This is a genomic window from Brevibacillus sp. DP1.3A (genome assembly GCF_013284245.2).
In the GTDB taxonomy this organism is placed as follows: Bacteria; Bacillota; Bacilli; order Brevibacillales; family Brevibacillaceae; genus Brevibacillus.
The window spans coordinates 2,314,642-2,329,329 of sequence record NZ_CP085876.1 but is presented as its reverse complement, the minus strand read 5'-3'; the positions used below and the strand labels follow the sequence as shown (position 1 = coordinate 2,329,329).

Annotated in this window: 16 protein-coding genes; 5 read left to right on the top strand and 11 right to left on the bottom strand. The window is 42.4% G+C overall.

Features of this window, described 5'->3' with window-relative positions; translation table 11 throughout:
- Nucleotides 1-20 precede the first annotated feature (20 nt).
- From HP399_RS10910 to HP399_RS10895, 4 genes are all read right to left on the bottom strand, one after another.
- Entirely contained in the window at nt 21-836 is an 816-nt protein-coding gene (locus HP399_RS10910; protein WP_173617107.1) for a class I SAM-dependent methyltransferase, read from the bottom strand.
- 8 nt (nt 837-844) lie between these two features.
- The gene (locus HP399_RS10905) at nt 845-1,639 is read right to left on the bottom strand and encodes an alpha/beta hydrolase (protein WP_173617106.1); all 795 of its coding nucleotides are present in this window, start codon (nt 1,637-1,639) and stop codon (nt 845-847) included.
- 39 nt (nt 1,640-1,678) lie between these two features.
- Nucleotides 1,679-4,981: an ACP S-malonyltransferase gene (gene fabD / locus HP399_RS10900; RefSeq protein ID WP_173617105.1), complete on the bottom strand. Its 3,303-nt coding sequence runs from the start codon at nt 4,979-4,981 to the stop codon at nt 1,679-1,681.
- Nucleotides 4,982-5,065: 84 nt separating this feature from the next.
- Nucleotides 5,066-5,827: a 4'-phosphopantetheinyl transferase superfamily protein gene (locus HP399_RS10895; protein ID WP_228088493.1), complete on the bottom strand. Its 762-nt coding sequence runs from the start codon at nt 5,825-5,827 to the stop codon at nt 5,066-5,068.
- Nucleotides 5,828-6,199: 372 nt separating this feature from the next.
- On the opposite strand from HP399_RS10895, the gene loaP reads away from it, so the two are divergent.
- The 4 genes from loaP (at nt 6,200) to HP399_RS10875 (ending at nt 9,270) form a co-directional block, all read left to right on the top strand.
- On the top strand, nt 6,200-6,733 hold the full coding sequence (loaP, locus tag HP399_RS10890; RefSeq protein ID WP_173617103.1) for an antiterminator LoaP: 534 nt from the start codon (nt 6,200-6,202) through the stop codon (nt 6,731-6,733).
- A 265-nt stretch (nt 6,734-6,998) separates the two neighbouring features.
- A complete protein-coding gene (locus HP399_RS10885) occupies nt 6,999-7,829 on the top strand; it encodes a lipase family protein (protein WP_173617102.1) in 831 nt (276 codons plus the stop codon).
- 38 nt (nt 7,830-7,867) lie between these two features.
- Nucleotides 7,868-8,686 (top strand): lipase family protein, encoded by an 819-nt coding sequence (locus HP399_RS10880; protein WP_173617101.1) that lies wholly within the window; start codon nt 7,868-7,870, stop codon nt 8,684-8,686.
- 170 nt (nt 8,687-8,856) lie between these two features.
- Nucleotides 8,857-9,270: a hypothetical protein gene (locus HP399_RS10875; RefSeq protein ID WP_173617100.1), complete on the top strand. Its 414-nt coding sequence runs from the start codon at nt 8,857-8,859 to the stop codon at nt 9,268-9,270.
- 289 nt (nt 9,271-9,559) lie between these two features.
- On the opposite strand, the gene HP399_RS10870 is transcribed toward HP399_RS10875, so the two are convergent.
- Genes HP399_RS10870 through HP399_RS10860 form a run of 3 tightly spaced genes read right to left on the bottom strand, consistent with a single transcriptional unit; the run spans nt 9,560 to nt 10,869 of the window.
- Complete coding sequence (locus HP399_RS10870; RefSeq protein ID WP_172139938.1) at nt 9,560-9,694, bottom strand: cyclic lactone autoinducer peptide; 135 nt, start codon at nt 9,692-9,694, stop codon at nt 9,560-9,562.
- Nucleotides 9,684-10,220, bottom strand: a complete 537-nt coding sequence (locus tag HP399_RS10865) for an accessory gene regulator ArgB-like protein (RefSeq protein WP_173617099.1) — start codon at nt 10,218-10,220, stop codon at nt 9,684-9,686. Before HP399_RS10865 ends, HP399_RS10870 begins: the two co-directional genes overlap by 11 nt.
- Entirely contained in the window at nt 10,213-10,869 is a 657-nt protein-coding gene (locus tag HP399_RS10860) for a hypothetical protein (protein ID WP_173617098.1), read from the bottom strand. The genes HP399_RS10865 and HP399_RS10860 overlap by 8 nt, the downstream gene beginning before the upstream one ends.
- A gap of 102 nt (nt 10,870-10,971) precedes the next feature.
- Here HP399_RS10860 and HP399_RS10855 point away from each other — a divergent pair, with 102 nt between their 5' ends.
- Nucleotides 10,972-11,244, top strand: a complete 273-nt coding sequence (locus HP399_RS10855) for a tyrosine-type recombinase/integrase (RefSeq protein WP_173617499.1) — start codon at nt 10,972-10,974, stop codon at nt 11,242-11,244.
- A gap of 161 nt (nt 11,245-11,405) precedes the next feature.
- On the opposite strand, the gene HP399_RS10850 is transcribed toward HP399_RS10855, so the two are convergent.
- From HP399_RS10850 to HP399_RS10835, 4 genes are all read right to left on the bottom strand, one after another.
- On the bottom strand, nt 11,406-11,735 hold the full coding sequence (locus HP399_RS10850; RefSeq protein WP_173617097.1) for a hypothetical protein: 330 nt from the start codon (nt 11,733-11,735) through the stop codon (nt 11,406-11,408).
- A 2-nt stretch (nt 11,736-11,737) separates the two neighbouring features.
- Entirely contained in the window at nt 11,738-13,027 is a 1,290-nt protein-coding gene (locus HP399_RS31125; protein ID WP_370642699.1) for a DUF4280 domain-containing protein, read from the bottom strand.
- Nucleotides 13,028-13,606: 579 nt separating this feature from the next.
- On the bottom strand, nt 13,607-13,942 hold the full coding sequence (locus HP399_RS10840) for a hypothetical protein (protein WP_173617096.1): 336 nt from the start codon (nt 13,940-13,942) through the stop codon (nt 13,607-13,609).
- 441 nt (nt 13,943-14,383) lie between these two features.
- Nucleotides 14,384-14,566 carry a hypothetical protein gene (locus HP399_RS10835; RefSeq protein ID WP_173617095.1) on the bottom strand — a complete coding sequence of 61 codons (183 nt, stop codon included), beginning with the start codon at nt 14,564-14,566 and terminating at the stop codon, nt 14,384-14,386.
- Nucleotides 14,567-14,688: the final 122 nt, after the last annotated feature.

Here is a 14,688-nt window from a genome sequence, read left to right as displayed (position 1 = left end):
ACTCGACTCCCCCCTTTCTTCTACACCGATTTCTCACCAACAGCCATGTATAGCTGTCTGAGAATAGAATGACCTTCCGTATTCAGCATGTTTCGCCATGCAACAGATAGCTTGCCCAGTGCCTTGCTGGATAAATAACCATCACGCACCAACTGCACAGGAATGCCTACACCCTCCGACTTTAGGAACATTTCGTACCCGAGAAGCTCACTGTGAGCGCAAATGACTTCGAAATCTATTTTTCCAAGTCCGCCTTGCTTGAGGACCGTTGGCAGTTCACGACCGATTTTCGGGTTGCCGCCTTCCGCATAGCGTGCCGCGCAGTAGGCATCATACAGCTCTCGCAATTCTGGTACATGTGGGGTGGTCATGATGTGCATCTCGAAATCATTGTCGATAAATACCGCTTTGCCACCTGGTTTTAACAACCTCGCAACTTCACGAACCGCACCGACTGGGTCGGGTAAATGTTCCAATACGAGTCGAGTAATGGCAAAATCATAGGAATCGCTAGGTAAGCCCGTTTCCATAATCGATCCCGCGACAATCTCAAATCGATCAGATTGCTTTTGTGTCAAATAGTTTCTGGAATAATCAATGAGAAGAGGATCAATCTCCAATCCCGTCATTCTGCAATTGGGAAACTCCTGCATGACCTTTTCCATTACGAATCCTGGCCCCGAGCCTAGCTCTATGACCGACATCCCATCTGTCAGACCAAACTCAATATGATGCTTCAACTCTTTATCCCAAAACAACTCCACCTGAGATTTCAAACGTTCTATTTCTACCTCAACATTCGTTGCAATGTTTGCGATTTGATAAGAACCTTCCATGTTATTCCCTACCTCCGCCATTCAGATATAGATTCGCTCAAAAAAGTCAAAATGTGGCCAGCAACAGCTTCCCATTCAGGATCAAGCATCATATCATGACTGATATTTTGGAACAGAACGGGTTCGATTCCGTATGTTTTGCCAATTCGGCGCGTTGTTTTCTCAGAAATCATCCGATCCTGCTTGGAGCCGAGAACCAGCATCGGAGCTTTCCCACTGATGGTTTTTGGAACAATTTTTCCATTCATCTCGGTTCTTGCTTTCAGTGATTCAGGCTGCAAGAGCTTCACCCACTCGTCCTTTTTTTCAATCGGCAGCTCCTTGGAAAAAAAGACATTGGCGAGTAGTGAGGCATCTCTTTTTTCGTTATATGTAAATAGCTGCATAGCTTCTTTAAAATTTTTGAACATCAATCGGAATAAGTCGCGCATCCCGCCATGCGGAGGAATCGAGGCAACGAGAACGGTACCCGAGATTATATCTGGATGCTGGTGCAAGATCTTTTGCACAATGCCTCCGCCCATGGAGTGTCCGATCAGCACTGGCTTGTTTTTTAGACGCCCGATCACTTCAAGAACATCATCCGCGTAATCTTGTAGTGTGTAGGAATGAAGGTTTTCAAAGCCGTCACTTTCACCGTGTCCGCGAAGGCTCAGTGCATAGGAAGAAAAGCCTTTTTCAGCAAAATAAGGAAGGAAGTTTTTTTCCCAGCACCATGCTCCGTGACATGCTCCATGCACAAAAAGAAGAGGCGCTTCGCTTGAAACGCCTTTAGGGTGGTATTCTACTAGTTCCAAATTCATTTTTCGCCGTTCCTTTCTTATTTGAGAGTCATTCCTTATTTACTTACTTGAACCTGTTAAGGCATAGATACGTTGATTCAAAAGGGTGGCTGTCTCCTTGATCATCATTTCACCGATTTGATCAACATGACGGTCTCTCCAGTTTTCAATAGCCGTTCCCTTCACCCATTGATTAAAAGAACCTAGTGCAGGACCGCAGTAAATCTGATAATCCACTTTATAGCTTTCGGCTCCATCCAAAGCCCAGTCAAAACAGCGGTTAAAATACCATTTGAAAAGTAACGCCATCTTGTATTTAGGCGTTCGTTCCGCTCTTTTCAGTTCCTGAGGTGGGCAAGTAGTTTTCATCTGTTCATACACCTCTTCAAAGCTGCGTTTAAAATACTTTTCCTGGAGCTGTTTCTTGGTTTTCTCATCGATTTCATCAAGCGAGTTGTATTGACGATAGAGGTCGTGCAATTTGTTCGCTCTCGCTGGAAAGAATAAGCCTTTTTTCAACACCTGAATTTTGGCTCCCATTTCAAACATTTCACCGGCTGGAGCATACTCTGTGTCTTGAACATTGGCCAACTGCAACGAATCCTTCACCGACTCGCTGGTCGCCGCCTCCACTGTGCACTGGTTAATCGAACCTGTGACAATATAATCCGCCCCAAGCATGAAAGCGACCGCAGCAGCTTCAGGAGTTCCAATGCCGCCCGCAGCCCCGATTCTGATCGGCTTACGGTATCCATACTTGTGCATCATGTTATCTCGGAGCCTGATCATCGCTGGCATCAAAGCAGATGCTACACCGTGATCAGTATTTCCTCCAGAGTCGGCCTCCACCGTTAACTCATCCGCCATCGGAACTTCTCGTAACAGACTCGCTTCTTCCCTTGTCAGCTTTTGTTCTTGCAGCAATTTTTCTATCAGGTACTCAGGTGCCGGACTTAAAAAGGCTTCCGCTACCTCAGGCTGTGATACCTTGGCAAAAATTTTGTTTGCCGCCTCCACTTGCCCGTTCATCGTCCGCTTTAATCCCTTGGCCCGATAGATAATCAACGCAGGGGTAATCGCCATAAATGCAGATGCTTCAATCACTCTCACTTGATAAGCAAGATACAGCTCGACGGTTTTTTCTTCCATCGACGGGTCGCTTGGATGATGCAGCAAATTCATCCCATACGGCTCGCCTTGCTGTAGTTCACGTTGAATCTGTTGGATGGCACGCTCGATTCTTTCTAGCTGTAAGCCACCGCTTCCGAAAAAACCCATCATCCCGGCTTTCCCCATTTTAATGACCAGCTTTTCCGATGAGATTCCCTTGTACATCGCTCCTGCCAGGTAGGGATATTTCAGCTTGTAGTCCTGCTTAAATTGCTGATTTCCTAGTGAAGAAGCGGTAATTCCTTTTGGCTGCTCCATGTGGTTCGATATCTCTTCCGCCTGTACGGTGATAGCAACCGGCTTTGCCTCTTGCTCCATGTTTTCTTTCTCTTCTTCCACTTCTATGATCAGCGGCTCTGCTTCATTTCGGATCGTAGTAACTAATTTGGTCAACACAGTACCAGGGCCGACTTCTTCTATTTCGTTTTCCCCCAAGGCCAGGAGATATCGAATGGTGTCATTCCATTTCACTGGGTGTGTAATTTGTTCAACCAAATTTCGTTTCACATCGCTCTGTTTATAGGGTCTTGCGTGAACATTGGAAATCACAGGGATGGTCATACTGGAAAACGCAAACTGATTCAAATAGTCCTCAAAGCTCTGCTTCGCATCACTCATGTAACGGGAATGGAATGCTCCGCTGACCTTTAGCGGTATGTATACTTTTACGCCTGCTTCCTGAAAAACAGGGTTGGCACGCTCGATATCTTCTTTTCGACCTGCAATCACAAATTGAGCGGGAGAATTGTGATTGGCAATATCAATGCTGGTCAAATTATTTTCATGTAATACGCGTTCCACTTGCTCCAAAGTAAACCCGATCACAGCCGCCATCCCTCCACCGACGGCCAGACTCATCAACTCGCCTCTTTTTTTCACCAAATGTAAGCCTGTCTCAAAATCAAACGCCCCTGATGCAAAAAGTGCATTGTACTCACCCAAGCTGTGCCCCGCCACATAGTCAGGTTTTTTCCCGGTTTCCTTCACTTTTTTCAGATAGCTAAGCGCATTTACCACATACAGAGCAGGCTGGGTAAATTGCGTTTTACTTAATTGTTTGTCTGGATCATGCAGACATAATTCTTTGATGGAATAACCTAATATCTGATCAGCTTTGGCCGTTATTTCTGGAAACTCATCAAAAAGAGAGCCCCCCATTCCTTTTATTTGGGAGCCCTGCCCTGGGAAAACATATGTGGTCATTTTTCTGCCTTCCTTTCTGTTTGTATTCAACCTTTTATTTGAGAATAGCTGCTTGATGCGCTCTACATTTTCACCATCCTTTTTAAAAGGAGTGATAATCGAGTGGCATTCTGATTGTGAATCTTGCCGCAGATTTCGCTTTGTAAAATTACTCAAATTTCCTGCTGGTCCCAAATCTAAATAAATATAACTTTGCTGTTTCTCCAGCTCTTGGACAGCTTTTGGAAGCTGCATTGGCTTTCTTACCACTTGCCAAAAGTAGTCAGCTGGCAGTTCCTTCATGATTTCGCCATGAACACACGATACAAAGGGAATCTGGGGAATTCCAAACGATTTATGTTTCAATACCTCCCGATAATGTGGTTCAGCCGAATCGATGTAAGATGAGTGAAACGCATACGATACAGGTAGTCGTTGACAAATAATCCCCTTGCCTTTTACATAATCCTCCATGCGCTGTAGCTGATGACTGCTCCCGGAAATGACAAAATGCGAATGAAAATTCACCGCTACCAACTCACTATTTCGCTGCAAGAGCGGCTCTTGATAATAAAGATCGGGATTGTGGAGAATCGCAAGCATACTCCCTTTCTGACAATACGTTTCGTAAAGGGTGGCTTGTTCAACCACGAGTTGCAGTAATTCTTCCACAGGCATGATCCCAGCCACAGCCGCCGCCGCAAACTCCCCCAAACTGCTCCCCAGGCAATAGTCGGGCTTCATTCCGCTTTCCATGAGAACCTGGGCCAGAGCGTATTCCACCATAAAAATGGCGGGGTGCGTATAAAGGGTGCGATCAAATATGTCGTCTCGACGCTTCGTGTCATCATATAACTGGGCAAGGACAGACTCCCCGATCAGGGAATGTACCTTTTCATCTAACCTAAGCATACATTTGCGAAATACCGGATTCTGATCAAAAAGGTCTTTCCCCATCTGATAGTACTGAGACCCCTGTCCAGAAAACATAAACACAACAGGCTTTTCCATGTATGATGCACCCCTTGTTTTCATAAAGGTTTCTATAAAGAAAACTCCCCACAGCCTGGTCAATTGACCGCTAATGGGGAATTTTTATCCGAGATTTGTCATGGATGGTTCTATCTCCTGAAGTACATCCTTTACTACAGCAACACTCCACTCTGTCTTTTTCGGGTAGGTGATCGAGCACACATAGTCACCAAGGATAAAGGATGCCGTATGGTATTGAGGAAAGTTTTCAAAATGACTATAAACAACCCCGTCCCTTGCCTCCACTTGGCTTATTTCATAGATATGAAAAGAGGTTGTTAAGCCTGTCTTCAAAATTTTGGATAACGCTTCCTTGACTGTCCAGAAAAGAGTAAGATTCGTTTCATAGGAATAAGGCAAGTACGAAAACAAGCTGCTCTCTTTCACAGTCATTTGCGTCTCTAGAACTTTATTTCTATCAACACTAATTCTCTCCATATCAATCCCCATTGGTAGCTCTTCCGAAAAAGCAATGGCGGCTGCAAGATCGTCACAGTGGGTGATACTCACTTGGACATTAGTTGTATTCGGTAAGTTCACGACAGGGTGATGAAAAATGCCCTGTTCCATACATATTCGCTCTAAGCTGTCTTCTCCAGTCAAAACCGAAACAGCTCTTTTGGCGACATATCTCCCTGTCAGGTAGCTTTTTACTCTCCGCTCAAACTCCAGATGAAAATAGTACTCGAATTCTTTTGGGTGCAGGAATTTTACTATTTTTAAAAAATCTGCGGGAACAGAAAAGTAGCCTATGCACAAACTCGCACGAAACTCTCTATCCGTACCTTTTATAACGAATTCTCTGGTAGATATCTGTGGAAACATATGCAATCCTCTCTCCGCCTTCCGTTCTCCTACTATGCCAAAGGGCAGAGCTTCCCCAGTTCGTGGGTAAATAAATATACACACTACTGTTTCTCCGTATGACCTCCCTACGTTCCTTTAACGTGCCGAAACATCGTTTAAATTCCCTAAGGGATTTTACTTTCGATAAAAAACTTATATCGCTAACTCTTTATATTTATACAGAATGTTACAACAACCGCCTTTATTGCATAACGCAAAAGAATTGGGTATATTTAGGATAATACCATAAAAAATGGTAATTCATCTACTCAATCATTCCCATTTTTTTTGGAAAGCAGCCAGCGCTCCAGATACTTACGAATCCACTTCATAATGAAAGGATTGCTCACCTTGAAATGGTATGCCATCTTTGTAGAATCTGGTAAAGAAGAAGTCGTTCAAAAGTACCTCAAACTCTATTTTAATGAGCAGTCTTTAATGTCCGTTGTGCCGAAGAGATTGGTTCCTGAGAAAAAGGCAGGCATTGTGTATAATGTCATCAAGAATATTTTTCCTGGGTATGTACTTATTAAGACTGAAATGACTAACGAAATGTTCCATAAAATCAAAAAAATTCCTGGGAGCTTGCGTTTGGTCAATAACGGTAGTTACTATTCGCAAGATGAGGGCACTTATTATTCGAGCATTGACGAAAAAGAAATCACCCTGATACTCCAACTCATGGGAAACGGTGAGGTTGTCGATTATTCAAAAGTTTATCTGGAAAATTCAAAAGTGATCGTAGAAGCGGGTCCCCTAATAGGACTGGAAGGCATTATCAAAAAAGTGGATAGGCACAAAAATAGAGCGAAAATACTTTTAACCTTTATGGGAGTAGAGAAAACAATAGATGTGGGAATTGAAATCCTCTCAAAACCTTTGTAAAAGGGGAGCGTTGCGTACGCGCCCCTTTTCCTTTTTCTTCCACACCACTTTATAATTCGTCATTGCCCCCTCCCCTCCTGTCCGATAAGCAGTCATATATTTTCTTCATACAAGCACGCATTCCATCGTAAAAACATAGGCTCATGGTAAGTGTCATTCGAATAGAATTGCCCTGCTATCATTTGGGAGGGAGAGACAAGAGTTCGATATATGCCCTTTCAAAAGTGTTAGATCCTTATTCTTGTTTGGAAAGGAATTTGTCTACATGGTTTTCTCGGACGAAAACAACATGTTTACTAGTCAGGCTGCCATTTTCCTTGCAGCCATGAGCTATCAGACTTATCTCCTATTTTTTGAAGGGGAGCTTATCTTACCCAAAGGTTTTCAGCTTCGATATACCATTCGGGCTTTTGCTGACGTAGAGAATCCAACGGAACATGTGTATGGTTTTGTAGCAGAATCAAAAGATGAAATCATCATTGCCTTCAGAGGGTACGCAGCATATCCGGCAGACCTTTTGGCAGCTTATGACATCCTCCAAGTCCCCTATCCTTTTGTTACAGATGCAGGGAAAACCTCACGTGGATTTACATGCCTGTATCAATCAACACGGGATCGGTTACTCAGAAAAATAAATCAGTTTTCAGCATCTAAAAAGCTGTTTATTACTGGTCACAACTACGGTGGCGTGCTAGCTGTGCTGGCAGCCTTAGATATTGCGGAAAACACGCAGTTTCGGCAACCAATCGTTTATACCTATGGCAGTCCGCGTATTGGTGACCCCCACTTCGCTTCACGCTTTAATAAAGTTGTTGCCAATAGTCTACGCATTGTAAATGTTCACGACCCTTTTCCTACATTCCCCGATCAAAAGTATCCGCCTCCTTTTACCCAGGAAGGTATCTATTATCAACATGTAAAAAACAAGTTTCCGATCTCGTTTCAACTGAATAATACGCCTCGCAACGATAGTATCGCCTGCTATTTTCATAGCCTCATTCAGCTTGACCCTGATTATGCCCAAACGCTCTGTGTGGAAAATCCCGGGTTTTGTCCCGATACCGATACGTGTATTCCGTTTCAAGGCAAATGCTAGGTTTTACAGCCTGGAAACTCAGAAAGGGAGACACATGAATGATCGATCGTATATATAACAGCGAAGATGCGATTTTACTTGCGGCCATGATCCATCAGGCCTATCAGCTTTTTGAAACAGATTCACTTGTCTTGCCAAAAGGGTATCGTCAGCGCTCGACGATTCGAGCATTGGCTGGTGTTGAGACTCCAGAGCAGGAGATATTTGGTTTTGTAGCCGAGTCTCCAGACAGTATTGTTGTTGCTTTTCGGGGAACACGCACGTTTAATGACAATGAGTCTGATCAAGATTTGTATCAAGTCCCCTATCGTTTTGTCAAAAAGGCAGGAAAGACCCATCGTGGGTTTACTTGTATTTATCAATCTGCGAGAGATGAATTGATTCGGGAGTTGAGCAAGCTTTCAAGATCGAAAAGACTATTTGTTGCGGGGCACAGTTTAGGGGGAGGTTTGGCCGCACTTGCTGGTTTGGATATTGCGGTGAATACGAAGTTTATGCGACCTGTTGTGTATACGTATGGGAGTCCTCGTGTCGGAGATCCTGTCTTTGCTTCGCGGTTTAATGAGACAGTAAAAAACAGTGTTCGGATTGTGAATGTCCATGATATTATTCCGACTTTGCCATCAAAGGTGTACCCTCCTCCGTTTACGAAGAAAGGCTTGTACTATCAGCATGTGGATCGGAAGTATGTGTTGGATTTTCAGTTGAATAGTCTAGCTGTAAGGAATCATGAAATTGTTTGTTATTTTAAGTTTCTGGCGCAGAAGGAGCCTGGGTTTACGGAGAGGTTGTGTGCGGCGAATGAAGGGTTTTGTCCGGATACAGGGATGTGTATGCCGTTTTTAGGGGGATGTTGATTCAATGGAATCACTCTCTTTTTTTATGCCCTGTTTATCACGCCGTACGAGGTAATCTAACAAATCTAAAAAAAACTTATTGATAATCATTTTCAACGAGATTATAATGGGTGTAATTTCCAAATATTTACTTTCGCTCATGGATGAGCAAAAAAGGAGGAGCCACGATTATGAAAAAAGCCATTTTAGCAGGGGCATTAGGAATTGCACTACTTTCGGGTGTATATTTGCCAGGATTGGAAGTCTCAAAAGCTAGCGCAGCAACAACTGCTTTAGACATTCAAGAGGTTACGAAATACTATTCTCTGAGCTCATACGAAGTAACGCAAAAAGAATCTTTCTCGCTTAAAAAGGGAGAAGAACTTACGATATTTGTAACCAATTCAGGATTCCCGATCTCTTATACAGTCTTTGATGCGGATAATCAAGTGATTGGTACATACCCTGCTAATTCACCTTACGGACGCGTCTTTCAAGCAGAAAAAGACGGCAATATTTCTGTACAATTTCAAGCTGGAGCGAACTCTTCCTATATGAAAAAAATGAATTTTACAGCTAAATTCGCTCTTTCCAAGTTTCATTAAGCGTTAAGCGTATGTAAAAATAAGGAGGGCTGTCTCGAAAGTCGATTTTCCGACTAAGAGACAGTCCACTTGGATTCATTAACGATTCAAAAAACAGTGTTGTAGACGCCAATGAACCAAGCGCAATAAAAAAAGAACCCCCTTGTCCATCAAGGGGAATGAGGTTATTGGTAATGATTTGAAAGAAGCAGTCTATAAGTACAATATAATCATACACGGATGTTCTGTTCATAAAGTAAAGATTTACAGAATTGCAATGGGACAACCATTTTTCCCCGTTCGTTGCTTCTTATTTCTTTAATTCCTCTGGAATCTCAGGTTTCCCCACGAAACCAAAGGATGCTGTAGATACCGCCAGTACCGCAACAAATGAAGCAATTGCTGAAACATGTTTCGCTACGAACATCATCGCTTTATTTCTCATCTTTTCCACCTCCTTTCAGTGGAATTAGCGTCAGCGCTTGCACAAAGAAGGTCTTTACCAGCGTCTCGCTTTCTATGAAAAATAATAAACTGACGATGATAATTGAGATGGTTTTGAGGAGCAACGTCTGATTTTGTTTGAATAGTCGTGATTGCATTTCCATTTCTTGGGGTGCAAAAAGTGCTACTAGGACTAATGTGATGATAATAATCGGGGTGACAAATTCAATAGGAAAGGGAACTAGAGGGATTAATACAGCTCCCACTATACTTGTCATGGTGCAGTAGACGGACGATGAGTAGTGAAATCCTCCTGAAAATTGGCGTAGTACTAAAAATCCGGCCAATGTGATTAATGTTCCTGGAAATGTCCCTATCATGAGTGAAAGGGTAAGGCTAATCGTAATGATGAGCAGCATGTTGATGATAAGGATTAACCCAAACTTCATTGTAGGGACTGACTTCGTTTCATGCGGATTGATCGACTTTAGTTGTATGGCTATTCTTTCAGCGAGAGTTTCAATCATATTCCCCATCCCTTTTTATAGCCAGCCATGCCAGTATAGTGATTCCGATGGCCATCCCAAAGAAAATCCACACTAAGGAAGCAATTCCATATGTACTTGCTAATTTAAACAAGACCGTTATCAATACACCTGTTACAATGATCAGTGACAAAATAACCATGTTGATTCTATGGTGAATAAAGAAAGGCGCTCCGTCTCTGACAAATGTAAATTGCAGTCTACATTTCCGAAGTCCATAGCATAATGCAAAGGTAAGGAATGCGGAGATTGTCTGGAATATGAACCCTGTGTTGATGCTTCGATCCCCTAACGATTCAATTGTCTCTAGGATTCCTATAACGGTCAGGAAGAACACTTCCATCATCTGAATACCCAAGTATATTCCTGCTGTGATAATAGTCATTAAGGCAGCATGCCCCCAATTCACGTTCCATACTAAGATTAATGCCCCAAAGATTATGACGACTTGGGCTATGGTTGCATAGTCTTCATATGGCGTAAATTGTCGTAGCCCAAACGAGAAAAGCATTAATACCAAACTCACAAAGAGAATCCGGTTGATATGCACCAAAAAACCAAACCGAAACAGCGTAGTCATAAGAGCAAAAATTGCGAGGTATTCTAATGTTGAAAATAGGACAAACAGCATTTAACTTTTTCACCTCAATTACTTATTGAGGGTTATATTCTACTAAAAACGACAGATTCCTGCTTGTTTTTACCAATTTTGACATTTTAGAGCGTTCAAGCGCTGCTGGGATCCCCCTGGAATCTGAAGAGAACGTACAAACGAGTCATAAAGAGCGTAGACATTCCAAAAATACGTTTCCATGACATAAGACATACTCATGCTACGCTTCTTCTTATTCAAGGTGTCAATCCTAAAGTGGTATGTCAAAGATTAGGATATGCAGCCATCCGATTGGCTCAATACTCTTACTCCTTCCAAATTCGTGTACCCAAAGCAAAAACCGCCCGGTTATTTACCCGAGCGGCTTATTCATCGTGCGTAGCCTTAGTATAGAGTGTTTAGATGTGTCAAATATGTTCAACCTTCAAATCATAGTTAAGTGTACTCTTTCCAGACGTTCTAAACTTCCTCAGGTAGATTAAAGGTTATAGTAGTGATTGTAAGGTGAAGGGCTCATTCGGCACTGGGTAGCCCCCACCATTACTTATTGAAACCTAGCCAATAAATACTACTGCACCTTCTCTTCGAAAAGCATTAGGAAGTTCAGCCTCAAGTAATTCAATTCTTTCAATTATTTTTTCTTGTTTTTCGTTGGGTAAATTTGTTTTTGCCCAATCCTTTATCATAGATAGTTCCTTCATCACAAACGGCAAGTCTTCTTTCACCATATCTAATCCAACTGAAAAAACATTAACCCATTCTAAGTTCAGTTCTTCAATAGCAGGCTTCCAACATTCCTCAAAGAAAGAATCAGTTGCAACAGGAATATTAAATTTTTCTTCATATTCATTCTCAGGCTCTTGAAGAAAAGCACAAATTGACATTTTTATCTCCCTCCAAATTGAACATTAAATGTATACTCTGGGAACTCTTTTCTTAGTTGCTCAAGGCTTTTTTCAACAGCTTCTCTAAGCTCAGGTGTGTCTCCATCCAGCCTGAAAACAAACTGTCGTATGCCTTTAATTTCTTCAAGAGAGGGTGCTTCTGGGCTTCCATTAGCTGCTGGTCTTGAGGACACAGCACTTTTGTGAAGGTTGTTAATTCTATTCCTAGTTTTCGTCAATATTTGTTTATCGGCAAATTGCTGTGGTGTTTGTGCTGGTAGCCCAGTTTTGGGATTCAGAATGTCTAGTCCTTTTGCAGTTTTATCCTCGTAAAAAATGCCATTTTTCATGTCTATCTCATCAAACTCACCGATTGGTCTTCCATTCATATCTACAATTTCTACTTCTTTTATCGGCTTAAAATCACCCGTCCTCTTCTTTCCCTTCTTTAACGCCTTCACTAAATCCTTAACGTTTTTACTTCTCCCCAAAGTCAGTGCATGAACGACAAGCCCACTGATTGCAAGTGCATCCTCAAGATTGATATCCTCATCCCGCAACGTATCCAAGTCTTCTTGCATTGGCTCGATATGACCTTCCCTCACAAACACTTCAATACCCTTTGGCAAATCCTCTGCTGCCTTCTTCAACCCTTTTGGCAAATCATTTGCAGCTTTCTCCAAAGCCCCTGGCAGCTCACTTGCCGCTTTTTGCATCGCAGCAGGAACGTCTCCTAACTTCGAGATTCCTTTGACAAAGTTATCCCACATGTTTGGCTTTTCCTGTGGCTTCTCGCAAGCTGGTCCTTGCCCAAAACCGGTAGCTGACGGTCCGCTATTTGCTGGCGACTGACTTCCTATCGTCACACCACCCAAATCCTGCCCGTCATCTTCAATCTTTATCAGCCCACAATGGAAGCACATATTTGTTGAGTTGTTCAGCAATGCTGGATGGCCACCGACCATTTTGTCCGCTTTCCCGTCCATCCATGGCATTGTCGTCAGAGGTGTGCACGGCATTGGAGTGTGAACACCATTATTGGCGGCGGTGGCAGAGGCGACGGCGGGATTTTTCAAGCTGCTGCATTTTCCAAATGGCATGATATTGATGTTGGGGACGAAATCCATGATGCTCACTTGCGGCTTCCCTTTTACGAACACACCATGGCTGAACGGCATTTTCAGCCTACTCTGCTTACTACCACTACTACATGATAGAATGGCTCCTACAACCACGTAGCTCTTGCGTTCCGCACTTGATTGTTGGATGTTGATACCTTCAATATTGGGCATTCAGTCCCCTCCTCTCTGTAAAGGATTTCATACAGATGGAAGGTGCTCATGGTGATCGACATGCCAGATATCCAATCTATATATAAAAAGGAAATAATGCCCACGTTTTGAGGTATCGGATATAGAATGGTCACGAGCAATAGGTATAAAGTTCCAAATGCACCTGTATATTCAAAAAACCGTCTTACTTGGTACGAAGTCTGCCCCACTCCACATACCCGTGACATGAATTACGATGGATGAATATTGCCATGTGGTCTCAAAATTGCTTAAAGAAGTTGCTGACAACTTCGAGAGAAAGATGAAACAAAGACGTTCAGGATGCTTTTGTTGAATCAAAGCTGTTAAAAATGTTAGCATGCGATAACCCCTGCGGGTTATGTAATCAGGGTGGATGATTGAGGAAATAAAAATGACCCTTGATTTCTCAAGGGTTTTAACAAATGTTATTACGAGTGGATACTCGAAAACCTCCCCGTTCCTTACAGCTCATGCAATAAAATAAAAAATAGACCGTGATCGGCCTATTTTCTCTTCACCAGCCCAAAGCTGTCAAAGTTTTGGATGGAAACACCCTGTTTATTTAACAATTATTTTGATGGTTTTGAGCAAAACTCCGTTCTGGTCATATTGATACAGATAATCCGTTCCCCTAGACAATCCTGCCACCAATTTATACTGAAAGGAGCCTTTATCATAATCGAGGTAGACATGCTTTCCCTCCTTTAATGCATACCAGTAGCCTGGGGGCGTTTCCAAGTAAATCACTTGGGCCATGCCGATTTCGATGAGCCCGATCTCCTGCTGTTCCACCATAGCTTCACCATTCTTTTCCTGTGCCAAGCTGACTCCCTGCAAGCCGAATAGTACAGAGGTTACAAGAGCTGCATGTAAAACAGGTATGAATCGTTTCATTAACCAATCCCTCCACTGTATGGATTTTATTGTAAATTAAGTAAAATTATAATTCGAGCGCAATATGTTTTCAATTCTGACTATTTGCTTGTAAAGGAATTTTTTAATTGATCAGCTAAAATTTCATGGGAATCGTTTCGCGAAAGCAAGCCTTAGTTTTTCACATACTTTCATCCCTTGTCGAATTAACAAGTTGTCCTTTCTGAAAATGCAAAAATACCGCCCGTAGGCGGCTGGTGATTAACTTTCTATGCTATTAATATACACCGAAAAAAGAGTCTCGGATCACATAGAGTCCCCAAATATATCAAAATGAATCCTCAGAACACCGTTACAAATTAATACTCCCAAACCTTAGATTTGTACTCTCAAAAGTAATTTTCTAATTTTGAATCAGGATCGATCGGAGGTAGTGGACTTACCATTTGCTCATAGTGATTCTCAAACAGCAAACTCATTTGCAGTCTCCTCCACCAATCCAGCCTCTATCAAACCACGGAGAATGTCAGACGCGTATCCTGGGCTACCACCTGTGTGGATTTTGCTTAATGCTTTGACATGCTTTAGGGTTAAAACCGGAACAGCCTGTAGTTGGTCGTCAATCACTACTTGGATTGTCTCCACATCAACCACCCTTTCACGAACATTCGTTCTGTATATATACGAACAACATAAGCAAATGCAAACAGTGAACTTAGTAATAAAATACTTGTTTAATACCGATTTTATTAATAATTAAATTCGTA

Bases quoted from the DNA above. Each gene is read 5' to 3' on its own strand.
- HP399_RS10910 (WP_173617107.1), bottom strand. From the start codon at position 836: ATGGAAGGTTCTTATCAAATCGCAAACATTGCAACGAATGTTGAGGTA.
- HP399_RS10905 (WP_173617106.1), bottom strand. From the start codon at position 1,639: ATGAATTTGGAACTAGTAGAATACCACCCTAAAGGCGTTTCAAGCGAA.
- fabD (WP_173617105.1), bottom strand. From the start codon at position 4,981: ATGGAAAAGCCTGTTGTGTTTATGTTTTCTGGACAGGGGTCTCAGTAC.
- HP399_RS10895 (WP_228088493.1), bottom strand. From the start codon at position 5,827: ATGTTTCCACAGATATCTACCAGAGAATTCGTTATAAAAGGTACGGAT.
- HP399_RS10885 (WP_173617102.1), top strand. From the start codon at position 6,999: ATGGTTTTCTCGGACGAAAACAACATGTTTACTAGTCAGGCTGCCATT.
- HP399_RS10880 (WP_173617101.1), top strand. From the start codon at position 7,868: ATGATCGATCGTATATATAACAGCGAAGATGCGATTTTACTTGCGGCC.
- HP399_RS10875 (WP_173617100.1), top strand. From the start codon at position 8,857: ATGAAAAAAGCCATTTTAGCAGGGGCATTAGGAATTGCACTACTTTCG.
- HP399_RS10870 (WP_172139938.1), bottom strand. From the start codon at position 9,694: ATGAGAAATAAAGCGATGATGTTCGTAGCGAAACATGTTTCAGCAATT.
- HP399_RS10865 (WP_173617099.1), bottom strand. From the start codon at position 10,220: ATGATTGAAACTCTCGCTGAAAGAATAGCCATACAACTAAAGTCGATC.
- HP399_RS10860 (WP_173617098.1), bottom strand. From the start codon at position 10,869: ATGCTGTTTGTCCTATTTTCAACATTAGAATACCTCGCAATTTTTGCT.
- HP399_RS10850 (WP_173617097.1), bottom strand. From the start codon at position 11,735: ATGTCAATTTGTGCTTTTCTTCAAGAGCCTGAGAATGAATATGAAGAA.
- HP399_RS31125 (WP_370642699.1), bottom strand. From the start codon at position 13,027: ATGCCCAATATTGAAGGTATCAACATCCAACAATCAAGTGCGGAACGC.
- HP399_RS10840 (WP_173617096.1), bottom strand. From the start codon at position 13,942: ATGAAACGATTCATACCTGTTTTACATGCAGCTCTTGTAACCTCTGTA.